Below are 20,936 nucleotides of genomic sequence, written 5' to 3'. Positions count from 1 at the left end.
GTTACTTCGCGCCCTGCACCGGCTTCATGGCTGCCGTCGCGCCCTGCGCTGCCGCAGGCGGCTGCGGACGCAGCATGGTGAGGATCTGCGCGGTCGGCCCGTCGGCGACGATCTTGCCGGAGTCGAACACGAGGATGCGGTCGACCAGCGACAGCAGCGACGGCCGATGCGTCGAGACGATGATCGACATCTCGCCGGCCTTGTCGCCCTTGGCCAGGACCTTCAGCCGCTCGAGGAATTCGCCCTCGCTGCGAACGTCGAAATGCGCGGTCGGCTCGTCGAGGAACAGCACCCGCGGCTTGCGGATGAGAACGCGGGCCAGCCCGATCGCCTGCTTCTGGCCGCCCGACAAGCTGCGGCCGCCCTCGGCGATCATCATCTCATAGCCCTGCGGATGGCCGGCGATGAAGCTCTCGACGCCGGCGAGACGCGCCGCCTCCAGCACCTCCTCATCGGTCGCCGCGGGACGGCCGAGCGTGATGTTGTCGCGCAGCTTGCCGTAGAACAGGTCGGTGTCCTGCAAGACGAAGCCGATGCCGGCGCGCAGGTCGGCGGGGTCGTATTGCTGGATATCGATGCCGTCGATCAGGATCGAGCCTTCGGTCGGCGGATAGAACGCGGTGGTGAGGCGGCCGACCGTGGTCTTGCCGGAGCCGACGCGGCCGATGATGCCGATCTTCTCGCCAGGCTTGATGTCGAAGGAGACGTTGTCGAGCGCCTTGGCCTGGCTTCCCGGATAGGAGAAGCTGACATTCTTGAACTGGATGCGGCCCTGCTTGATCTCGCGCGCGACGTAGATCTTCTCCGGCGGGCGCTCGCGGTCCAGCGACATCAACCGGTCGATCGAACGCAGCGCCGACGTCGTCTGGGTGAAGCGCGTCATCAGGCCGGCGATGCCGGCGATCGGGCCGAGCACGCGGCCGGACAGCATGTTGGCCGCCACCAGCGCGCCGACCGAGAGCTTGCCGTCGAGGATCAGGAACACGCCGACCACCACCAGCAGCAGGCTGCAGAGCTGGCTGGCGACGGACGCCGCGGTCATCGCCATCGAGGCCCAGAACTGCACGTCCTCGCTGGAGCGCGCCTGCGCCGCCACCGACCGCTCCCAAACGGTCTGCACCCTGCTCTCGCCGGCCACCGCACGGACGGTCTCCATGCCGTTGAGCGATTCCACCAGGATGCCGTGCCGCGCCGCCGACTGCGCCTGCATCTTGCGCATCGCCTTGTCGAGCGGCCGCTGGATCAGAAGCCCGACCGCGATCATCACCGGCAGCATCAAGAACGGAATCCAGGCGATCGGGCCTGCGATGACGAACAGCACGATGATGAAGACGACCGCGAACAGCATGTCGGTCGCCGATACCACGGTGCCGGAGGTGAAGAATTCGCGCACCGAGTCGAAGTCGCGCATCTGGTTGGCGAGAATGCCGACCGACGGCGGCCGCTTGTCCATCTTCAGCGCCATCACGTGCTCGAAGATGTTGGCGGCGAGCACCACGTCGATCTTCTTGCCGGTCATGTCGATGATGCGGCTGCGCACCACCTTGAGCAGGAAGTCGAAGCCGATGGCGAGCGCAAGTCCGATGCCGAGCGCCACCAGCGAGGGGATGGCGCCGTTCGGAATCACGCGGTCGTAGACGCTCATCGTGAACAGCGGCGCCGCCAGCGCCAGGATGTTGACGATGAAGGCGGCGATCGCGACGTGGCTGTAATTGGCGCCGAAGCGGGTGACGACGGACCAGAACCAATGCGTCTTCGGCACCTCGCCGGCGGCATCGACGCGCGCGTCGGCGATCGCGGCGGGACGCACCAGATAGGCAAAGCCGACATAGCGGGCGGCAACCGCCTCGAAGCGCTCGATCGCCGGGGCCTCGTGGTGCGATGGATCGACGATGGTGACGCGTCCGGCCGCCTCGTCGATCGTCAGCAGGATACGGGTGGTGCCGTCGTGAAACATCAGCACGCATGGCAGCACCAGGGCGGGAATTTCGCTCAGCGGCCGTTCGACGAGCTGCGCCTCCAGCCCGGCGCGCCGCGCCGCGCGATCGTATAGGCCGATGGTGAGCACGCCGCTGTCGAGCGGCAGCCCCGACAGCAACGCGCTGCGGCTCAGCGCGCGGCCGTGATGGGCGGCGAGATAGAGCAGACTATCACTGAGAGGATCAGGGGCCGGTGCAGCGACGCTGGGCGGCGGCAGCACGGGCGGCGCCTCTTCCAGCTCAAATCTGGTCGGACGAATATTCAACGACGCCTCAAAAATCCAGCGGGCCAGCCAGGCAACGCGCGCCTGCGCCCAACGCATTGTGCCAATGATTGTCGTTTAGCCCAATTCTGTGACTTGGACCCAGGCTTTTCGGGGCCGTTCGCCGGTAACAGGGTGAGTATGTCGCAGCACAGTAAATGCGAAAGCGAGAAAGGCTGGCGCGGTCTGCGCCAGCCTTTTTCGTTGATCTAACTACTTCGGTGGCGGGCCGCCGTAGCCGCCGTACTTGCCCGACGTCACGAACAGCGGGGCGTCCGCAGGATCGCTCGAGGCCCAGCGATCGCCGAAGGTGATCGGCGTGGGCTGTTTCGCCGCACCGTCCTGGCCGTACATCGGCACCGGACCTGACGCGTTCAGCGGCTCCGGCCCCGGCGACGGCGCGCTCAGCCGCACCGGCGGCAGGCGATAGCCGACGAAGCCGCCATATACGTCGAGCGGTTCAGTCTCCGGCGGATGGCCGGTCTTCAGATAGGCCAGCATCTGCCCCATCGCGGCGAGCAGCTGATAGTCCGCGAACACCACGACGCCGCGTGCCGACACCAGCGACACATTGGCGTTGAAATACTGGTTCTGCGAATTCAGCAAATCGATCAGCGTGCGCTGGCCGAGCTCGTATTCCTTGTTGTAGGCGATGAAGGTGCGACGTGCGGCCTCGACGTCACGGACCAGGGCCGCAACACGATCGGCGGTGATGATCCGGGCCGCCCACGCCTTGTCGATCGACTCCAGCGCATCGCGCTGCAGCCGTGCGTGCTTCTGCTGCTCCTGGATCATGCGCTGGGCGGCTTCCTCACGGCGCCAGGAGTTCTGGCCGCCGTTGAAGATGTCCCAGGAGGCCACGACCTTGCCGCTCACCTCGTCGTAGCGGTTGTTATAGGTGACCGACTCCTTGCCGGTGGTCGCACGGCCTTCGAGCGAGACCGTTGGCAGGAAGGTGCCGGTGGTGGCATCGAAGCCGCGCTTCGCGGCGGTCACGTCCGCCGCCGCCGCGCGCAAGGTCGGATTGAACTTATAGGCGATGTCGAGCGATTCCGCCTTGTCCCGCGGCAAGTCCGGCAAACGGCCGGGGAAGCGCAGATTGTAGGGCTCGACGCCGACGACCTTGCGATACTTCGCCCGCGCCACTTCCAGGCTGAGACGGAATTCCTCGAGCACGGCCTGAGCCGCAGCGACGCGCTCTTCCGCCTGCTGCGTATCGCCCTCGCCTGCCCGGCCACCCTGGAAACGCGCCAGCACGTTCTTGCGCAGCTCGAGATGGACCTTGAGGTTCTTCTCGGCGAGACCGACCAGCGTGGTGTAGCGCACCACGTCCACATAGGCCTCGGCGGCGTCGAGCCCGATCAACTCGGTGCGCTCGAGCACGCGGAAGGCAGCCGCATCCACGCGCGCAGCCTGTCGCCACACTTCGTTGATGGAGGAAAATCCATCGAACAGCAGCTGGCGCACGACCACGCTGGCCTCGCGGCCGCGGAGATAGCGACCGTTGTTGTTCGGCGCGGGCGTGACATATTGCTTGAGCATTTCAGGCCCGGCACTCGCATCGAGCCGGACCTGGGGGAGCAGGGTTCCCTGCTGCTGGCGAAGCTCCGATTCCGTGGCGCGACGGTTTGCTGCCGCCTCGCCAACGCCCGGGTTTGTCTTCACCGCCTGATTGATGGCGTCCTGAATCGTGAAGGGTTCCGCCCCAACTGCCGGGCTAAAGCCCATCCCCACGACACAAATGAAACCGAGTGAATGTATGATCTTCAACATACGAGATCGGTAACAAAGCCGCGATCAACTCGCAAGGAACCTCGCCACACTTCGGACCAAAAAACGACCGGATGTTGCAGATCGGCGACTCTGCATCAGGATTGGGGAAATGACTAACCTGAAGCAAGATGGTGGGGGAGGCAGGACTCGAACCTGCGAAGCCATGAGGCGGCTGATTTACAGTCAGCTCCCTTTGCCACTCGGGACACTCCCCCGTATCGATGGCAGTTGAAGGCCGGCCGCGGAAAACAGCGGTTGAGCGACCATCAGCGCCATGGAGACGGTAAGGCCGCGGGGGCCCGGATGAAGGGGCGCGCGCGACCGGGGCCCTTATGATCGAACCGGCCCCTCAAAGTCAACCAAGGGACGACGAATTTTCCCAAGCCGGTCTTTTCCAAGCCGCCGGTGCCAAATTGCCAGAATCCGCCGGCCGTGACAGAAGCTCACGCCATGAGCGAACGCGACCGCAAGCCCCCTTTTCGCCGTCAAGGCGGCAAATCTCCCGGCAAATTCTCAGGCAAGCCGCGCGGCTTCGAGCGGCCGCATGGCCGGTGGGAGCGCGAGGCGGGCTCGGACGGTCCGGTCATTCTCTATGGCTGGCACACCGTGAGCCTGGCGCTGGCCAATCCGAAGCGGACCATCCGGAAGCTCTATCTGACCGAGAACGCCGCGCGCCGGCTCGCCGAGGAAGGCATCGACACCCGGGTCGCGCCCGAGATGGTGCGTCCCAGCCAGATCGACCAGCGGCTCGGCCCCGACGCCGTGCACCAGGGCCTGCTCGCCGAGGCCGATCCCCTGCCTTCGCCAGACATTGATACGTTGACGCCCGAGGGGCTGATCCTCGTGCTCGACCAGATCACCGACCCGCATAATGTCGGCGCCATCCTGCGCTCGGCGGCCGCCTTCGACGTCAAGGCCATCGTGACCACCGCCCGGCACAGCCCGGAGGCGACCGGCGTGCTGGCCAAATCCGCCTCGGGCGCGCTCGAGCTGGTGCCGATCATCACGGTGCAGAATCTCGCCCGCGCCCTCACCCGGCTCAACGAGCGCGGCTTCCAGACCGTGGGCCTCGACAGCGCCGGTGATGCCGACATCGCCGCGGTGCCCCTGCGCCAGCCGCTGGCGCTGGTGCTCGGCGCCGAGGGCAAGGGCCTGCGCCAGCTCACGCGCGAGACCTGCAGCGTGGTGGCGCGGCTCGACATGCCCGGCGCGATCAAGAGCCTCAACGTCTCCAACGCCGCCGTGCTCGCGCTCTATGTCGGCGCGAGCCGGCTCGGGCTGATGGCCAAATGACGAAACGCCCGCGCGCAGGCTTGCGCACGGGCGTTTGTGACGAGGATCGACCTGAACGTTCGATGATCAGTAGTAGCGGCGCAGCACGCGACGGCCGTGATAGTAGGACGAGGCGCCCCAGCGATAGCCGCCCTGCGGCTGGGCGTAGACCACCTCCGGCGCGACACGGGTCGCCTCATAGGCGTGGTGGCGGTGGTGATAGCGATACACCGGGAGCGCGCGCTCCTCATAGGCCGGATACGGCGCAAACGCGCCGGGACCGCTATAGGTCGGGCCCTGGTTCACATAATAATACTGGCGGGTCGGCTCGGGCAGCCGCTCATAGGAGGCGCCGCAGCTGCCGCAGCCGGCCGCGCCATAGGTGTAGCCGGGCTGATAGGTGTAGCTCGGCTGATAGCTATAGGTCGGCTGATAGGTGACCGTCGGCTGGTACGTCACTGTCGGCTGGTAGGTGACGGTCGGCGCGCACGGGCTCGCATAGCCGCACGGCGCGCATGACGAATAGCCGCAGGCCATGGCCGGCGCGCTGCCGGCGACGGCGAGGCCGGCGATGGCCACAAGTCCTGAAATCATATGACGCATAACTCTCTCCTGATGATCTGATTTTTGTTTGATCTCGTTGTCGGTGGTTCGATTTTAGCGACGGTAGTCTGGGGGCAGATTGTCGTCACCGCGGGGGCCGCCGCCCTCGGGGGCGACGATCACCGCGGGTGGATACATCGGCACCGGCGGCTCCGCCGGCTGCATCTGGGACTGCGCGCCCCAGGAGCGGGAATAGCTTTCGGCCGGCTTCGGCAGCTTGCGGTTGGCCGGCGGCTCGATCTCCATCCGGCCGTAGCCCGGCTTGGAGCCGAGCGTCGGATAATAGTGGCCGACATTCGGCTCGGGATCGACCGGCCGCCCGCCATAGATCTGCGGCTGCATGTAGTTGCCCCTGCCGAGACCATACTGGCCTTCGACGACGGCGTAAGAAGCGTCGATGCCGTTGATCACGACCGGCACGCCCGGCCGTTGCGGGATGACGATCTCGAACCCTTCGCTCGCGAGCGCGGCGGACGCCGTGCCGATCAAAACCGCAAGTGCCGTTGCAATACGCATGAATTCACGCCCCGGTTGCCACGCTACAAATACCGCAACGCGCGTCGTCATGGGTTAAGCGCGCGGATCAATCTGCCGGTAAGGCTAACGCGCGGGCCATTCGTTCGAGTTAAGGCGTGGGACGGGTTCACGGGGCAAGGTTAATGCCCGCTCATCAGGAGCGCGCTGGCGTCCAGCCTTACATCGAGCGCCTTGCGCGTGCCGTGCAAAAACATCGTGGCCACTGCGGAACGGCAAAGGCCGCTTGTACTTAGGAGTCGGGGCGCAACGACGGAGTTATTCCATGATCAGATCTGCAATTCTCGGGGCTGCGGTGCTCGCGACGGCGCTGGCCGCACCGGCCATGGCGCGCGACATGCACCACCGCCACCACATGGCCCGCCAGGACGCCGCGATGATGCAGCAGCGCGCGGACGGCGGCTGGAACAATGGCTGGAATAATGATTGGAATCGCCGCGGCACCGGCTTCTGGCCGGCCGACATTGCCGCCGGCGCTGTCGGCGCGGCCGCGGGTGTGGCTGGTGCAGCCATCGGCACCGCCGGCGCCATCGCCACGGCGCCCTTCCGTACGGCCGACGCCTATGCCTACGATCCCGGCCCGTACCGCTTCGATCAGCCGACCTATGATCGCGGCCAGCTCGGCTATTACGGCGACTGGAACAGCTACGCCACGCGCAACGGCCTGGTCTGCCGTCCGGGCACGATGTTCAAGGGCGCCGACGGCGCCATGCACATCTGCCAATAAGCTCCATCTCTTGATGTGGGGGGCGGCCAAAGGGCCGCCCCTTCTGCATCCGATCATGGTCGGCTCGGCGATCAGACATCGCTGACCCCGTTGCAAGGCCGCCAGTCGAAGGCGGACGAGCGAGCTTCATCCTCGCCCGTCTCGCTTCCTGTGCGCTGACGCCGCTCCAGGCGGCCGCGGGGTGTAGCCTAGCCGCGCCAACTCTGCTAGGAACGGCCCGCACCGGGCATCTGACATCAGCGGGTGACGATCGCGTCCGCATCGTCCGCGTCAGCATGCACTCGCCGGCTTAGCTCAGCGGTAGAGCAGCGGTTTTGTAAACCGAAGGTCGGGGGTTCAATCCCCTCAGCCGGCACCAGTGACGATCGCAAGCTTCCGGTTTCCCCTCGATGCGTCCTCGCCGGAAGGCTCGATCCGTCACGCGCGAGCCACGCTCCACGTTAGGAACCATCTGCACGGAATCGCATTGAGGCTACCGGCTTCGGCGGGTGGGGACGAAACAGGTTCAAACTGTGGCAACAATATTGCCACATCTCAACCAGGACTCGCGCTTATCCCCAGAAGTCACTGGCCTATCAACTTGATTTAGCGACAGCCATTTGTTGCAATTGCGGCCTTCTGGGGGACATCGTCATGACGTGGAAGGAAGAGCGTGATGCGCTGATCGCGCAGACCATGGCCTTCGTGCAATCGGTCACCGGCAAGCCGGTCGACTTCTCCCAGTTCGAACTCCCAGTCGCTCCGCCTGTTACCTCCACGTCGGCACCCGCCCCCGGCGGAACGCCGATTGCTGCCCAAATTGCGGTCCCAAAGCCGACCCATGGGGATCTCCCGCGGGATTTGGATCGGGCGGCGGAGCCCTCGCCTGGACAGACGCAAGGATCGGCCAGGATGCGCGGGCAGGACTCCCCTGCTCTGCAGCCGCCCACCACACCCGGCTCTGTCGCATCCGAGCGCTTCACCAGCATCGCGTCGCAACTCGATCTGCAGCGCGACATGCAGGCGGAGATTCGCGCCCGCGTCGCCCGCTTCCGGGCGCATCAGGAGCGCTTCAACCGCGAGCGGCAGGAATATTTCAGCGCGACGCTGGCGCGCCTGAAGGCCTCGGCCGAGGGCACGGTGCTCCCTGAGGAATAAGTCCGTCGTTTGGGTCGGCTTGAGATCATAAGAGAACGCGCCGGCTCACAGCCAGGCGAACAACGTCGCCACATTGGCGACGAAAGCCAGCAACAATCCAAAAGCGAGCGTCAGCTGGATCCGCCCGCAGAAGATGTGGAGATCGGTTCCCATGGGCTTAACCATCCGGCGATTCTAGCCCCGGAGTCCCACGGATTCTTTTTCCAAAAATTTAGGACTCGTTTACGACTCGCGCGAACCGAAAAGGCCGCTTTCCCGCCGCGAACACGCCCGTGTCTCGCTACAACCCCTATTCATCGTCGGTTCATCCTTCGCTTCTTTGGAGCCGTTTGGAATGCCCTATGCGCTGTTTTGCAACGAGGCCAAGTTGAGCAAGGCCTACCCGACCGAGGCTGACGTCTGGCGGCTCGCACGGCAAAGCGGACTGGTGGTGGATGTGATGATCAATGCGCGGCGCGAGGCCGGGCATCTGCAACTCGACAATGACTACGAGATCAGGCCGTGCGCCGCCGAGCCGGAGGAGGATCCCTGGCAGAACCGCGTCGAGGCCGAGCAGGAGTTCAATATCCCCTACGCCTCCTGAGCTAAGCGAGGGATCAACGAATCGGCGACCGGCTGACCCGAGCCGGCGCCATCAAGACGCGCTCACGGGCTGATCGGTGGACCACTCAACTGCGATCGTCCCATGAAAGGGACCGCGGAGCCGCAGCTTTGAAGAGTTTTCCGGCAGGATTTCGCTAGTGACGACACCACGATCGGCGGGCAGCTAGGCTGCCCGCCGGAAGCGTGGCCTGGAATCCGGACCTTATGGCGTGGCCGTGGCCAGCGAGGCGGTTTCGGACGGAAGGGCGACACAGGCACGCTTGCGGCTGAGGCCGCGGATCGCACCGGTCACCTTCAGCACCTTACCCGACGGGCAGGACGCGGTCTGCACCAGCGCCACTTCATAGGGCGCCAGCATCAACGGTTCGGACTTCAGGACGGTCTGGGCGGAGCACGGCAAAACAGCCGCTGACAGCAACAGCACGGACAACAAGATACGCATGTGGGATGATCCATCAAACCGGCGGACTCATAATAACAAGTGGTGGCGAAAGTTTCACGAAGGTTTGAAAAATTATTTTGCACTGCGTGAGAGCCCCCGACACCACCGGCGGCCACACTCTGCCCAGCAAAACGCCCGCGCCAAGGCGCGGGCGTGAGACAAATTGACGTCGCCGTGGTGACGCGGCAGCGCCGGCCCGACGGTCAGTACTTGCTGGCGACCGGACCGCCCCAGCCGAAGCGGTAGTTCACGCCGACCTTCACCGTATGGTCCTCGTTGTTGAAGCGGCTGCCCACGATCGGGGCCGGTCCACCCGTGAAGGTCGTATTGCCGAAATTGTAATACTGGTACTCGGCCTTGGCCGACCAGTTCGGGGCGAACATGTATTCGAGGCCCGCGCCGACGGTGTAGCCGTCCTTGCTGTTGCCCGAGGTGGTGAAGCCGGCCGGCGCGCCGGCGACGTTCACGCCGAGGCCATTGCCGTCACGCCAGGCGTAACCACCCTTGGCGTAGACCATCGCCGGCCCCCAGGTGTAGCCGAGCCGGCCGGTCACCGAGCCGAGCTGGTTGGCGCCGGTCGAGCTTACGACGGTCGCGCCAGGGAAGCCGAAATTGGTCGTGTTGCGGTCCATCCAGCTGTACTGGGCCTCGATGCCCAGCACCCAGTTCGGCGCGAACTGGTAGTCGAAGCCGCCCTGGACGCCGCCGAGGAAACGCCCATTGTTGCCGTCGAGGCTGTTATTCGCGGCGAACGCCCCGCCGAGATGGCCGCCGATATAGAACCCGGTCCAATCGTAGATCGCCTGGGGCGGGGTCATAGGCGGCGCCTTGGTGTAGGTGCGCGCGGGCATGTCGGCGGCGAACGCCGGCACGGCGGCAACCGTCGAAGCCATGGCGGTCAGAGCCACTGCACTCAGAAAAACGCGTTTCATGGGACATCCCCGTTATTCATTTGCGACATCTATCGAACATCGTGGCCGCATTTGGGTTGCCCGGTGGCGGTGACGCAGCTGTGATTGTCCAGCGCGTGTCACCAGGGGGCAACAAAGGCCTTTTGTTCCATAGGCTTCCCGAAGATTTCGTGAAGCTGACGCCTCGCCCGACATTTGGTCGCCCCGAGGCGGCAAAGCGTTTGAACCTATCGTTAAATTGTGATCGCCCCAGCCTGCTCGCAAGCCGCTGCGACGACGTGGCGCCGCTGCCGTAGACGCTCTTGCTAGCGCGTCATGGCCGCCAGCTCAGGGAAGGCCGCATAGCTCGATCCGGCACACAGCTCGCCGGCCTCCTCGAGCAGCCGGTCGAACCGGCCATCGACAAAGATCGCCGCGCGCTCCTTGGCCGGGCGGTAGCTGCCGTCGGACTCGCGCGCCGCATAGCGGATGCAGCTGACATAGCGCAGGCGGCCGCCGACCGTCCGCTGCACCGGCTCGGCCAGCACGCCCTCGCGCACCCCGACCGGATTGTTCAGATAGGTCCTGAGATAGGCCACGAGCTCGGCGCGATAGTTTGCCGGAAACGGCTGGCTGGAGACGCCACGGTCGCCCGTATAGGAGATGCCGCGGTTGTCGTCGCTCATGAACGCGGCGGTATCGCCGCTCGCGCAGCCCGCCAGCAGCAAGGCCAGCACGGCCACCGGCCACCAGCTCGCTCTCCCCATCCCCACCGCGCCCAACCTTGCCAGACCTCTCCGCGTCAGCTTCTAGCCGAAAGCCTGCGAACAGCAAATCCACCCGGCCTCACAGTGCCGTCAAGCCGCTGCCGCCGGACACGCGGGAGGCGTGCCGGCGGCAATGCGAGCGTCGTCGTCAGACGATGCGGGCGGCCGATCAGCCGCGGCGGGTCGCCGGCGTCACGCGCTTGAAGCTCACCTGCTTGTGGGCGGTCGCGGACGCATGCTGGACCTTCACCTTGTCGTGATGGCGAAGATGCGCGGTATGGCGATGCGTGTGCCGAAGCAGCGAGGCGTGCGGCTTGCCCTTGGCCTTGCCGACCGTCGGCTTCATCTCGTTGGCCTTGTCGCCGGTCGGCGTGCTGCCAGCCTTCGCGTCGGTCGTCTTGCTCGCGTCGGTCTTGGTGGCGTCGGTCTTGCCGGTCGACGTGCCGGTGGTCTGGGTCGACTTCGCGGAAGCATCGGTTTTTGCAGGGCCTGCGGCGAAGGCGGGCGCAGCCAGGATCGACGCGGCGAGCAGTGCAACGGACATGGTCTTCAGCATGGTCGTCTCCGTGATGTGAAGATCTGCAAGGCACCATCCAGTGCGGATGGGCTCGTGATCATGGAAACGACAATAGGGAACGGGCACTGAACCCACCCTGAAGTAAAGCACGGCTTTCAGTTCATGGACATGAAGGGATAGTCATCGAGATGACTAGCCTGTCATCATCTGGCCAGTATAATGCACCGATCGCGGCGCAAAATCCGCGCAAACGACCGGGAATATTTCGCAGCTGCGGAAGTTCTTCTCCGCATGCAGTCACCACCTGTTGGATCGACAACTCGGGAGATACGAATGAAAAAGTCTGCGATCAGGATTGCCACGCTGGCACTGTGCGCGATGGCCGTGGCCTCCGGGCCGCTGCTTCTGTCGAAGGCTTATGCCGCGGGCAGCGAGACCCCGTCTGCCCCGCCGCCGGACAAGAAGAAGAAGGACAAGAGCTCGAGCATCGACGATCCGAAGTTCCTCGCTGCCTATCGCACGGCCTACACCTCGATCTATGATCGCGGCGACTACGCCACCGCGATCCAGCAGCTCAAGGCGCTGAACCGTGAGGACGTCGCCGACGTCGCCAACCTGATCGGCTACTCCTACCGCAAGCTCGGCAACTACCAGGCCTCCAAGCAGTACTACGAGCAGGCCCTGGCGGATGATCCGAACCACGTCCGCACCTGGCAGTATTACGGCCTGTGGCAGCTCGAACAGGGCAACCGCGAGCAGGCCAAGTACCACCTCGACAAGGTGGCGCAGCTCGCCGGCACCAACAGCGCCGAATATCGCTCGCTGGCCGACGCGCTCGAGAAGCAGCCGGGCACCGGCCTCGTCTACTGAGGCGATCGGACACGTCCGATCTCGACAGTGGCGCAACCCGAAAGGGTTGCGCCATTTTCGTTTGTGCGCTGCCATTCCTCGGCTATGGATCAATCCTCGCAGTTCATTTCATCACGATTTGATAGGAGATTGACTCGTGGAGCCCTGGCTTGGCGCTGCTCTCGGTTATATCAAGGATTGGCTGGCGTTTCAGGTCGAGGTCTCCGGACAGCCCGGCTGCATCATCGCCGTCGCCCATCGCGGCGAGATCGTGCTCGAAGCCGCGTTCGGGCATGCCAATCTCGACAGCGGCGAGAAGCTGACGCCACGGCATCGTTTCCGCATCGCTTCTCACACCAAGGCGTTCACGGCCGCCGGCATCATGCGGCTGCGCGAGCAGAAGCGATTGAAGCTCGACGATGCCGTCGGCGACCACGTCAAGAATTTGCATCCCGATGTTGCGACGGCCACGATCAGCCAGCTGCTGTCGCATAGCTCAGGCCTGACCCGCGACGGCAAGGACTCAGGCCAGTTCACCGATGGCCGAGCCTATCTCGACAAGGACGAGCTGCTCGCCGAGCTGAAGCTCGCGCCGGCGATCGAGCCCAACAGCCGATTCAAATACTCAAATCATGGCTACGGCCTGCTCGGCCTGGTGATCGAGGCGGTCGCGGGAGAGCCCTACCCGAGCTGGCTGCAGCGCGAGATCATGACCCCGCTGGGCCTGCGCGAGAGTGCGCCCGACATGACGCTGCTGGCCAAGACCGTGCCGTTCGCGCGCGGCCATTCCCGCATCGTGCCCCTGGGACGCCGCGCGGTGATTCCCGGCGACAATCCGACCCACGCCATCATGGCGGCCGCTGGCGTCGTTGCGACCGCGGCGGATACCGCGCGCTTCTTCGCCCAGCTCGCACCCAACGCGAAGAAGAGCCTGCTCTCGGTGGCGAGCCGCCGCGAGATGGTCCGGCGGCAATGGCGCGTGCCGCAGGACATCGAGGAGGCCTATTACGGCCTGGCGCTGATGAGCGGCACCACCGCGGGCTTCGACTGGTTCGGCCATGGCGGCGGCTTCCAGGGCTACATATCGCGCACCTCTGTCATCCCCTCGCGCGAGATCGCGATCACCGTGCTGACCAACGCCATCGACGGCTGGGCGCCGGGATGGGCGAACGGCGTCAAGTTCATCCTGCAAGCCTTTGCCACCCATGGCGCGCCGTCGCGCAAGACGCGCGACTGGACCGGGCGCTGGTGGACGCTGTGGAGCGCCTTTGACCTCGTCCCCTTCGGCGAGCAGGTGATGGTGGCCAATCCGTCCTTCATCAACCCGTTCCTTGATGCGCCGCGCATCGAGGTGACGGGGCGCGACCAAGGCCGGATCGCGCAAGCCGCCGGTTATTCCAGCCATGGCGAGCCCGTCCGGCGCGTGCGCTCCAAGTCCGGCGTCAGCGAAGTGTGGCTCGGCGGCGCGCGCCTGCGGCCGGAACGCGTGTTGAAGGCGGAGATGGAGCGGAAATATCCGAAGGGCCGACGGAAGAAGGAGAGTTAGCCGCGGGGTGTAGATTGAGCGCCTGCTCACGCAGCGACTATCTGCTCTCCTTCACCAACGCCTCGGCCTCACCCCGGAACGACTTCCGCGCATCGTCGCGCGAATAGAACATGTGCCCGCCGGGATAGACCACGAGCTTGACCCGCGGCGGCCGTGCGAAGGCGGGCAACTGGTCGAGCAGGATCTTCGAGCCGTAATACGGCGTGGCGAGATCGAACAGGCCATGGCCGACCAGGAGCTTGAGCTTGGGATCGAGCGCGAGGATCTGCCGCAGCTCGCCGGTGGACTCCGGCGGGCTGATGCCGCGGCCGAAATCCCAGGAGCGGTTTGACCGCGCCGCTGAGCAGCTCGTAGGAGCCGTCGGGATGCCAATTCAGCTTGCGCGTCGTCAGCTCGACGGCCGCGCTGGTCAGCGGCGCCGTGAGCACGTCACCGGAGGGATCGGAGCTGCGCGAGGTGCTCGAATCCGGATACGGGTCGATCCCGAGCACCGAGCCGTCATAGCGGCCGGTGATGCGGCCGTTCTTGCGGTCGAACTCGCGGCGAAACTCCGAGACATCGAAACGGCCGGCAAGCCTGCGGCTGACCGCCTGGTCGATGCCGGTCAAGCTGGCGACATTGTCGGCGAGCCGGTTGGTCGCCTCGAGGTCCGCCTCGCCCTTGACGAGATCGAGCAGGAAGTCCCCGCTCGCATAACGCTCGACATCGGCGAGATCGGCGCGCGTCACCGGGCCTTTCATCTGCTTGGCCACGGCCGCAAAGCTCGGCAGGCTCGCGACATATTGCAACAGGCTGGAGCCTGAATAGTCGCGGAAGTCCAACAGCGGCGAGACCAGGATGAGTCCGCTAACGCCGACCCCCTGGTCCTGCTGCAGATTGTTCACGATCTTCGGGCCGCGGATGCCGCCATAGCTTTCGGCGGTGACGAATTTCGGCGAGGCCAGCCGGTCGTTCTTCTCCAGCCAGCGGCGCACCACGAGCGACAGCGAGCGCACGTCGCCATCGACAGAGAAGAACCGTTTGCGGACGTCGTCGCCGGTGGCGACGAAGCGGCTGTAGCCGGTGCCCGCGGGATCGATGAAAACGAGATCGGTGAAGTCGAGCCAGGTATCGCCGTTCGGCAGCAGGTCCGGCTTCGACGACGGCGTGACGCTGGCGGCGTCGATCCCAATCCGCCACGGCCCGGCATTGCCGAGCTGCAGATAGGCGGAGGACGCACCGGGGCCGCCATTGAAGAAGAAGGTCACCGGGCGGCTGGCGCGATCGGTGCCGTCGAGCTGATACGAGGTGTAGGCGATATCGGCCTGCGGCTCGCCCTTGTCGTCGAACAGGCGGATCGCGCCGGCGGTCGCCGTGAACGACAACGTCCGCCCGGGCAATTCGAGCGTCTGCGTCGTGGTGGAGTCGGCCGGCAGCCTGTGCTGCTCGGCCGTCGAGGCCGAGCCCGGCGGGGTCGCGGCGCGGTTGCCGGCTGAGCCGGTGCGAGCTCCGCCCGGTGCGGCATGCTCCTGCGCAGCAGGCGGGGCGTCCTGGGCGCGCACCGCCGTCCCGGCGACCAGCGCCGTCAAGGCCAAGACCGAAGCCACCAAGCCCGAACGTCCAATGGACGACGTGAAACCTGCCATCATCTCACTCCCTCGACCGGGTACTGGTACAACCCGCTCGTCTTCAAACGCATGAACCGCGCCTGGGGACCAACCTCAACCAACTCTTCCGTGATCCAGGTCACACCCGGCCCGGTGCCTGTTCGGCCGACTTGTGTTATGGGCTCGAACCTCTCGATCCCGTCCAGCGTCCCACCCATGGGACAAAAGGCGCGCCGCCGGTTGCGATCACGGAGCTCATCATGAAATACCCGACGTTCATCGTCGCAGCCCTGACCGGGCTCGTCGCACCGGCCTTTGCCGGACCGCCGGCCGCGCTGGTGGAGGACGTGCAGGGCGAGGTGTCCGGCGCCGAGCTGATGGACTATGTCGCGCCGGGCCAGGTGATCAAGCTCGGTCCCGACGGCGCCGTGGTCATGAGCTACCTGAAATCCTGCCGCCGCGAGACGGTCAACGGGACCGGCAGCGTCACCGTCGGCCCCTCCGAAAGCAAGGTCGAGGGCGCCGCGCTCAAGAGCGACATCGTCAATTGCGACGCCAGTCACGCCCAGGCGACGACACGCGAGACCAGCGAGGTCGCGGCGACGATCGTGCGCAGCGTCGGGCCGGACAGCGCGCCGATCGCGCAGGCGGTGATCTATGGCGCCTCGCCGATCTTCGAAGCCAAGGGGCGTGGCACGCTGGTCGTCGAGCGGCTCGACCAGCCCGGTGATCGCCAGGAGGTCGAGCTCTCCGGCCGGCAGTACAAGGGACGCTTCTACGATTTCGCCGGCACCAGCCATCCGTTGACGCCGGGCGGCACCTATGTCGCAACCTTCGGCCCTGCCCGTATCATCTTTAAGGTCGACGCGCAGGCCAAGGCGGGCCCTGGCCCCGCGGTCGGGCGGCTGATCCGCCTCAACTGAAACCGAAAGCGGTCATCGGTGGCGATCGGACGCCGGACGCGCGACGCGCTTGCCGTCATCGCCATCGCATTGGCGTGCGCGGGCCTGCTCGTCTCGCCCGCCTTCGAGCGTGGCCGCGGGCTGTCGCTCGACGCCTTGACGTGGCTGCGCTTCGAGGCGTTCGGCAATCGCCACGAGGCTGCGACGAGTCCCGCGGTCGTGATCGCGATCGACGAGGAGAGCTATCAGGCGCCGCCCTTCAAGGGCGCCCCGCTCTTGACCTGGACCGGCGAAATCGGCCGCGTGCTGACGTCCGTGCTCGACGGTGGCGCCAAGGTGGTCGGCTTCGACATGGTGTTTCAGACCTCGATCGAGCAGTCGGAGATTCCGCTCGGCGAGTCCACGCTGGGCGAGAAGACGCGCGGTTTCGATCGCGACTTCCTGCGTGCGCTGGCCGCCGCGGCCGCAGGCGGCAAGGTGGTGCTGGGCGAGATCTTCGGCGAGCCGCCGATCCTGCCCGCGCCAGGGCAGCGCATTGCCGTACGCCAGCAGCAGAATCTGAGACCGCTCAACACCTACACAGATAGCGACGATGTCGTCCGTCGTCATCCGCTGTCGCTGACGGCCGACGGCAAGATCATTCCGAGCATGGCGCTGGAGCTGGCCGCGCGCGCGACCGGCACGGTGCCGATCATCGCCGCTGATCGCGTCACCCTCGGCGACTACGCGATTCCCGGGCGCGTGCCGGGCACGATGACCTTGAATTTCGCCGGCGGCGCCGATGACATTCCCACCTATTCCTTCGCCGATTTGCGCGCCTGCGCGCTGAAGGGCGACAAAGATTATTTCCGCCGCGAGTTCGCCGGCAAGGTCGTCCTGATCGGCACTGTCGGGATCGAGGACCGGCGGGTGACGTCGAAGCGCTTCGCGACCCGCGCCGAGGGCGCGCGGCGGCCGCGCTGCGTGCTCGGCGAGCGCAGGGTTGCGGAGAGCTTCGCCCGCAGCACCATTGCTGGCGTCTACATCCATGCCACGGCGGTGAACAATCTGGTGAGGCAGGAGGCCGCCGTGGAATTGGATCGGCCCGTGATCTTTGCCATCGCTGTGGGCATGGCGCTGCTGGCCGCCCTGCTCGCGCGGCTGCTACGACCGACGGTTGCCGCCGCCATCCTCGCGCTGCTCGCGGCTCTCTACGTTGGACTGGCCACCACCCTCTTCAACCGCGCTGTTGCCTTGCCCCTCGGCGAGCCGCTGGCCGCCGGCGTGCTCGCGCTCGTCGCAACCACCGGCTATCGCTTCATGGTCACCGACAAGGACCGCAGGCTGCTGCAGAAGAGCTTCGCCTACTATCTCGCGCCGCGCGAGATCGACCGCATGCTGGCCTCGCGCCGCCTGCCGCAGCTCGGCGGCGAGACCCGTGAGGTGACGGTGTTCTTCTCCGACATCGAAGGCTTTTCGCGCATCGCAGAGCAGATGTCGCCGGAGCAATTGATGGCGCTGACCAACGAATATCTGTCGGCAATGACTGACGTCATCGAGGCCCATGACGGCTATGTCGACAAATATATCGGCGACTCCGTCGTCGCCGTGTTCGGCGCCCCGCTCGACGATCCCGATCATGCCAAGAGCGCCGCCCGCGCGGCGCTCGATTGCAAGACGAAGCTCGACGAGCTCAATCGCGCCTCGACCGCGTTCCAGGGCCTCAAGGTGGCGCAGCGCATCGGCATCAACAGCGGCGCCGCGCTGGTCGGCAATTTCGGCTCGCAGCGGCGCTTCAACTACTCGGTGATGAGCGATGCCGTGAACGTGGCCTCGCGGCTCGAAGGCGCCAACAAATTCTACGGCACCACGATCATCGCGTCCGAAAGCACCCGGTCGCTGGCGGGCGCTGAGTTCGCCTGGCGCGAGCTCGACACCATCCGCGTCAAGGGCCGCGAGCAATCGCTGACCATCTACGAGCTGCATGGCCGCAACGCCGAGCTTTCGCCAGAGGAACACGCCCTGCTTTCCGGCTACGCCGCGGGTCTCGCACATTGGCGCGCCGGCGAGCTGCCGCAGGCGGCGGAGCGCTTTGCATCGGCCGCGGCAAACGACGGCCCGAGCGCCCTGTTCGCGGAACGCGTTGCGGCCGCTCGGCAGCACGGCGAAGCCGCCTGGGATCCCGTCCGCAGCCTGCAGGAAAAATGACGTAGGGATGACGGTGTCCGGGCCCATTTCCCGGCGATATCGGCCCTCATGGCGGCCCTATTGGCCCCGCATACCGGCCGCGATGGACAAGCATGGCCAAGGTCGGCTAGACGACACGGCGCCTTCAACCGGCCAACGACCAGCGAGCCCGATCGACGCATGACCACGTCCAAGCGATATGAGCGGATCGCCTTCGTCGCGAGTCCAAGTGCCGAGGCGCAGGCCGCACTTGCGCAGCTCTCCGCGCTCTATGGCAACTCCGATCCGGATCTGGCCGATGTCGTGGTCGCGCTCGGCGGCGACGGGCTGATGCTGCAGACGCTGCACGACCACATGCGCTCGGGCAAGCCGATCTACGGCATGCACCGCGGCACGGTCGGCTTCCTGATGAACGAGTTCTCGACCATCGACCTGCATGGCCGGCTCGAGGCGGCGCAGGAATCGGTGATCCACCCGCTGCTGATGCGTGCGACCGATGCCCACGGCGTGGTGCACATCCATCACGCCATCAACGAGGTCTACCTGTTCCGCCAGACCGCGCAGACCGCGCGGCTGCGCATCCTGATCGACGAGCGCGAGCGCATGTCCGAGCTGATCGCCGACGGCGTGCTCGTGGCGACGCCGGCGGGATCGACCGCGTATAATCTGTCGGTGCAGGGCCCGATCTTGCCGATCAACGCCGCGCTGCTGGCGCTGACGCCGATCAGCGCGTTCCGCCCGCGGCGCTGGCGCGGCGCCCTGCTGCCCAACACGGCCTATGTCATCATCGAGGTGCTCGAGGGCGACAAGCGGCCGGTCGCGGCGGTCGCAGACCACGACGAGGTCCGCAACGTCCAGCGCGTCGAGGTGCTCTCGGACAAGACGATCTCGATGCGGATGCTGTTCGACGCCGGTCACAGCCTGGAAGAGCGCATCCTGAGCGAGCAGTTCGGCTACTGATTGCAGCGGTTTTCGCGGCCGCACGGCCGCCCCGCAACGCTTTGTTAACCCGGTGCTCCCTATGGTTAATGCGCGTTGACCACCTTCATTGGTGATGCCTTCAGGCCGGCCCAAATGTACCGCATCGACTTCAACAAGCTGCGTTTCCTCGTCTGCGACGACAACCCGCACATGCGCCGCATCCTGCGCACGCTGCTGCATTCGTTTGGCGCCCGCGAGGTCAACGAGGCCGAGGACGGCGCGACTGCGCTCGAAATGTACACGCATTTCTCCCCGGACATCGTCATCACCGACTGGGCGATGCCGATCTTCGACGGCCTCGAGCTCGCGCAGATGATCCGCCAGCCTGAAGCGAAGGGCAATCCCTACGCGCCGATCATCATGCTGACAGGTCATTCGGAGAAGCGCCGCGTCACCGTCGCGCGCGATGCCGGGGTCACGGAGTTTCTCGCCAAGCCGATCTCGGCCAAGGGCCTGTATCAGCGCATCCTCAACGTGGTCGCCAATCCCCGCCCCTTCATCAAGACCAAGACCTATTTCGGTCCGGACCGGCGACGCAACACCAACACCGCCTATATCGGGCCCGAGCGCCGGGTCGGCGGCGAGGCAGAGATCTTCCAGCAGCCGTCACTTCTGGATAAAGCCCGCTCCGCAGTTTAGCGGCGCAACAGTGAGCACCTGTTAACGCCGTCCCGGATTCGCGGCACAGCCCCTCCGGCTCCTCGGCTATCAATCAGATTGCGTTGGTCGGCATCACCTGAGGATATCGAGATGGCGAAAGACAAGGCCCCGGCAATCCAGGTCAAGACCTACGCCTCGCACCATGTCATCACCCAGCCCAATCCGCTGAAGAAGGTGCTGCGGCGAACCGACGAGGAGGAACTCGACGATCCGATCGCGCGCGCGGAGGCCGCGCTCGCCGGTCTCTCGAGCGAGTTCAAATCGTGGATGGACACCGAGGCCGATCGCCTGTCGAAGGCCTATGCCGCCGTGCGCAAAACCCATTTCGACGACGACGCCTGCGAGGAGATGTTCCGCGCCGCGCACGACATCAAGGGCGACGCCGCGACGTTCGGTTATCCCGCGGCGGCCGAGGTCGCCGACAGCCTGTGCCGGATCATCGAGCACGCACCCGACCTGGACAAGGTCCCCGACGAGCTGTTCGAGCATCACGTCAACGCCATCCTGGCGATCGTGCATGATCACACCAAATATCACAGCCCGACTGTCGCCGCCGAGCTGAGTCGTCGCCTGCGCCGCGTCGCGGACGATTACCTGATCCAGGTCAACCGCAACCGTCCGGAACATCTGGAAGCGATCCTGGCGCCGAGCCTCGTGCCGAGCGATCAGCCGTAATTGTAGTCTCGTAGACTGGGCAAGGCAGCCGCCGCGCAGCGGCGGTCGCGTGCACACCACCATC

At 65.7% G+C, this 20,936-nt stretch carries 20 protein-coding genes, 2 tRNA genes and 1 pseudogene; 12 read left to right on the top strand and 11 right to left on the bottom strand.

The annotated features are described in order from the left end of the window. Position 1 precedes the first annotated feature (1 nt). The 3 genes from ACVILH_RS20390 to ACVILH_RS20380 form a co-directional block, all read right to left on the bottom strand. On the bottom strand, positions 2 to 2,302 hold the full coding sequence (locus ACVILH_RS20390; RefSeq protein ID WP_456714489.1) for a type I secretion system permease/ATPase: 2,301 nt from the start codon (positions 2,300 to 2,302) through the stop codon (positions 2 to 4). A gap of 153 nt (positions 2,303 to 2,455) precedes the next feature. Then, complete coding sequence (locus tag ACVILH_RS20385) at positions 2,456 to 4,015, bottom strand: TolC family outer membrane protein (RefSeq protein WP_456714488.1); 1,560 nt, start codon at positions 4,013 to 4,015, stop codon at positions 2,456 to 2,458. Positions 4,016 to 4,144: 129 nt separating this feature from the next. Beyond that, positions 4,145 to 4,230, bottom strand: a tRNA-Tyr gene (locus ACVILH_RS20380). Between the two features lie 235 nt (positions 4,231 to 4,465). Between ACVILH_RS20380 and rlmB the strand changes: the two genes are divergently transcribed. After that, complete coding sequence (rlmB, locus tag ACVILH_RS20375; RefSeq protein WP_456714487.1) at positions 4,466 to 5,308, top strand: 23S rRNA (guanosine(2251)-2'-O)-methyltransferase RlmB; 843 nt, start codon at positions 4,466 to 4,468, stop codon at positions 5,306 to 5,308. Between the two features lie 66 nt (positions 5,309 to 5,374). Here rlmB and ACVILH_RS20370 read toward each other — a convergent pair whose 3' ends face one another. Further along, on the bottom strand, positions 5,375 to 5,890 hold the full coding sequence (locus tag ACVILH_RS20370; RefSeq protein ID WP_456714486.1) for a hypothetical protein: 516 nt from the start codon (positions 5,888 to 5,890) through the stop codon (positions 5,375 to 5,377). A 54-nt stretch (positions 5,891 to 5,944) separates the two neighbouring features. Further along, positions 5,945 to 6,406 (bottom strand): hypothetical protein, encoded by a 462-nt coding sequence (locus ACVILH_RS20365; RefSeq protein WP_456714485.1) that lies wholly within the window; start codon positions 6,404 to 6,406, stop codon positions 5,945 to 5,947. 283 nt (positions 6,407 to 6,689) lie between these two features. Here ACVILH_RS20365 and ACVILH_RS20360 point away from each other — a divergent pair, with 283 nt between their 5' ends. From ACVILH_RS20360 to ACVILH_RS20350, 3 genes are all read left to right on the top strand, one after another. After that, positions 6,690 to 7,151 carry a hypothetical protein gene (locus tag ACVILH_RS20360; protein ID WP_456714484.1) on the top strand — a complete coding sequence of 154 codons (462 nt, stop codon included), beginning with the start codon at positions 6,690 to 6,692 and terminating at the stop codon, positions 7,149 to 7,151. A gap of 283 nt (positions 7,152 to 7,434) precedes the next feature. After that, positions 7,435 to 7,509: transfer RNA gene (locus ACVILH_RS20355), tRNA-Thr, on the top strand. Between the two features lie 275 nt (positions 7,510 to 7,784). Beyond that, complete coding sequence (locus ACVILH_RS20350; protein ID WP_456714483.1) at positions 7,785 to 8,288, top strand: hypothetical protein; 504 nt, start codon at positions 7,785 to 7,787, stop codon at positions 8,286 to 8,288. Positions 8,289 to 8,333: 45 nt separating this feature from the next. Here the strand turns inward: ACVILH_RS20350 and ACVILH_RS20345 are convergent, their stop codons facing one another. Then, the gene (locus tag ACVILH_RS20345; protein WP_456714482.1) at positions 8,334 to 8,441 is read right to left on the bottom strand and encodes a glucose transporter; all 108 of its coding nucleotides are present in this window, start codon (positions 8,439 to 8,441) and stop codon (positions 8,334 to 8,336) included. A gap of 181 nt (positions 8,442 to 8,622) precedes the next feature. Between ACVILH_RS20345 and ACVILH_RS20340 the strand changes: the two genes are divergently transcribed. Further along, positions 8,623 to 8,871: a hypothetical protein gene (locus tag ACVILH_RS20340; protein ID WP_456714481.1), complete on the top strand. Its 249-nt coding sequence runs from the start codon at positions 8,623 to 8,625 to the stop codon at positions 8,869 to 8,871. Between the two features lie 222 nt (positions 8,872 to 9,093). Here ACVILH_RS20340 and ACVILH_RS20335 read toward each other — a convergent pair whose 3' ends face one another. From ACVILH_RS20335 to ACVILH_RS20320, 4 genes are all read right to left on the bottom strand, one after another. Beyond that, positions 9,094 to 9,333, bottom strand: a complete 240-nt coding sequence (locus ACVILH_RS20335) for a hypothetical protein (protein WP_456714480.1) — start codon at positions 9,331 to 9,333, stop codon at positions 9,094 to 9,096. Between the two features lie 203 nt (positions 9,334 to 9,536). Next, on the bottom strand, positions 9,537 to 10,265 hold the full coding sequence (locus tag ACVILH_RS20330; protein WP_456714479.1) for an outer membrane protein: 729 nt from the start codon (positions 10,263 to 10,265) through the stop codon (positions 9,537 to 9,539). 284 nt (positions 10,266 to 10,549) lie between these two features. Continuing rightward, entirely contained in the window at positions 10,550 to 10,996 is a 447-nt protein-coding gene (locus tag ACVILH_RS20325; protein ID WP_456714478.1) for a hypothetical protein, read from the bottom strand. 163 nt (positions 10,997 to 11,159) lie between these two features. Continuing rightward, positions 11,160 to 11,546, bottom strand: coding sequence for a hypothetical protein (locus tag ACVILH_RS20320; protein WP_456714477.1), 387 nt, complete (start codon positions 11,544 to 11,546; stop codon positions 11,160 to 11,162). 294 nt (positions 11,547 to 11,840) lie between these two features. Here ACVILH_RS20320 and ACVILH_RS20315 point away from each other — a divergent pair, with 294 nt between their 5' ends. Continuing rightward, the gene (locus tag ACVILH_RS20315; protein WP_456714476.1) at positions 11,841 to 12,377 is read left to right on the top strand and encodes a tetratricopeptide repeat protein; all 537 of its coding nucleotides are present in this window, start codon (positions 11,841 to 11,843) and stop codon (positions 12,375 to 12,377) included. A 136-nt stretch (positions 12,378 to 12,513) separates the two neighbouring features. Beyond that, positions 12,514 to 13,902 (top strand): serine hydrolase domain-containing protein, encoded by a 1,389-nt coding sequence (locus tag ACVILH_RS20310; RefSeq protein WP_456714475.1) that lies wholly within the window; start codon positions 12,514 to 12,516, stop codon positions 13,900 to 13,902. A 37-nt stretch (positions 13,903 to 13,939) separates the two neighbouring features. Here the strand turns inward: ACVILH_RS20310 and ACVILH_RS20305 are convergent. Further along, positions 13,940 to 15,527, bottom strand: a pseudogene (locus ACVILH_RS20305) (S10 family peptidase). Between the two features lie 221 nt (positions 15,528 to 15,748). Here ACVILH_RS20305 and ACVILH_RS20300 point away from each other — a divergent pair. The 5 genes from ACVILH_RS20300 to ACVILH_RS20280 all read left to right on the top strand — a co-directional run bounded on the left by ACVILH_RS20300 (position 15,749) and on the right by ACVILH_RS20280 (position 20,872). After that, a complete protein-coding gene (locus tag ACVILH_RS20300) occupies positions 15,749 to 16,411 on the top strand; it encodes a hypothetical protein (RefSeq protein ID WP_456714474.1) in 663 nt (220 codons plus the stop codon). Between the two features lie 18 nt (positions 16,412 to 16,429). Further along, positions 16,430 to 18,577: a CHASE2 domain-containing protein gene (locus ACVILH_RS20295; protein WP_456714473.1), complete on the top strand. Its 2,148-nt coding sequence runs from the start codon at positions 16,430 to 16,432 to the stop codon at positions 18,575 to 18,577. 159 nt (positions 18,578 to 18,736) lie between these two features. Continuing rightward, on the top strand, positions 18,737 to 19,516 hold the full coding sequence (locus ACVILH_RS20290) for an NAD kinase (RefSeq protein WP_456714472.1): 780 nt from the start codon (positions 18,737 to 18,739) through the stop codon (positions 19,514 to 19,516). Between the two features lie 114 nt (positions 19,517 to 19,630). Further along, positions 19,631 to 20,176, top strand: a complete 546-nt coding sequence (locus tag ACVILH_RS20285) for a response regulator (protein ID WP_006612921.1) — start codon at positions 19,631 to 19,633, stop codon at positions 20,174 to 20,176. Between the two features lie 111 nt (positions 20,177 to 20,287). Beyond that, on the top strand, positions 20,288 to 20,872 hold the full coding sequence (locus ACVILH_RS20280; RefSeq protein ID WP_456714471.1) for an Hpt domain-containing protein: 585 nt from the start codon (positions 20,288 to 20,290) through the stop codon (positions 20,870 to 20,872). The last annotated feature ends 64 nt before the right edge of the window (positions 20,873 to 20,936 follow it).

It is taken from the genome of Bradyrhizobium sp. USDA 4353, from assembly GCF_054063215.1.
The sequence above is the reverse complement of the archived record's forward strand: the minus strand, read 5'-3'. Positions and strand labels throughout refer to the sequence as shown.

What these genes read in the sequence shown, in the direction of transcription:
- rlmB (WP_456714487.1), top strand. Translation starts at nt 4,466, where the DNA reads ATGAGCGAACGCGACCGCAAGCCCCCTTTTCGCCGTCAAGGCGGCAAA.
- ACVILH_RS20385 (WP_456714488.1), bottom strand. Translation starts at nt 4,015, where the DNA reads ATGTTGAAGATCATACATTCACTCGGTTTCATTTGTGTCGTGGGGATG.
- ACVILH_RS20370 (WP_456714486.1), bottom strand. Translation starts at nt 5,890, where the DNA reads ATGCGTCATATGATTTCAGGACTTGTGGCCATCGCCGGCCTCGCCGTC.
- ACVILH_RS20315 (WP_456714476.1), top strand. Translation starts at nt 11,841, where the DNA reads ATGAAAAAGTCTGCGATCAGGATTGCCACGCTGGCACTGTGCGCGATG.
- ACVILH_RS20340 (WP_456714481.1), top strand. Translation starts at nt 8,623, where the DNA reads ATGCCCTATGCGCTGTTTTGCAACGAGGCCAAGTTGAGCAAGGCCTAC.
- ACVILH_RS20390 (WP_456714489.1), bottom strand. Translation starts at nt 2,302, where the DNA reads ATGCGTTGGGCGCAGGCGCGCGTTGCCTGGCTGGCCCGCTGGATTTTT.
- ACVILH_RS20345 (WP_456714482.1), bottom strand. Translation starts at nt 8,441, where the DNA reads ATGGGAACCGATCTCCACATCTTCTGCGGGCGGATCCAGCTGACGCTC.
- ACVILH_RS20335 (WP_456714480.1), bottom strand. Translation starts at nt 9,333, where the DNA reads ATGCGTATCTTGTTGTCCGTGCTGTTGCTGTCAGCGGCTGTTTTGCCG.
- ACVILH_RS20365 (WP_456714485.1), bottom strand. Translation starts at nt 6,406, where the DNA reads ATGCGTATTGCAACGGCACTTGCGGTTTTGATCGGCACGGCGTCCGCC.
- ACVILH_RS20330 (WP_456714479.1), bottom strand. Translation starts at nt 10,265, where the DNA reads ATGAAACGCGTTTTTCTGAGTGCAGTGGCTCTGACCGCCATGGCTTCG.
- ACVILH_RS20350 (WP_456714483.1), top strand. Translation starts at nt 7,785, where the DNA reads ATGACGTGGAAGGAAGAGCGTGATGCGCTGATCGCGCAGACCATGGCC.
- ACVILH_RS20285 (WP_006612921.1), top strand. Translation starts at nt 19,631, where the DNA reads ATGTACCGCATCGACTTCAACAAGCTGCGTTTCCTCGTCTGCGACGAC.
- ACVILH_RS20290 (WP_456714472.1), top strand. Translation starts at nt 18,737, where the DNA reads ATGACCACGTCCAAGCGATATGAGCGGATCGCCTTCGTCGCGAGTCCA.
- ACVILH_RS20320 (WP_456714477.1), bottom strand. Translation starts at nt 11,546, where the DNA reads ATGCTGAAGACCATGTCCGTTGCACTGCTCGCCGCGTCGATCCTGGCT.
- ACVILH_RS20300 (WP_456714474.1), top strand. Translation starts at nt 15,749, where the DNA reads ATGAAATACCCGACGTTCATCGTCGCAGCCCTGACCGGGCTCGTCGCA.
- ACVILH_RS20360 (WP_456714484.1), top strand. Translation starts at nt 6,690, where the DNA reads ATGATCAGATCTGCAATTCTCGGGGCTGCGGTGCTCGCGACGGCGCTG.
- ACVILH_RS20280 (WP_456714471.1), top strand. Translation starts at nt 20,288, where the DNA reads ATGGCGAAAGACAAGGCCCCGGCAATCCAGGTCAAGACCTACGCCTCG.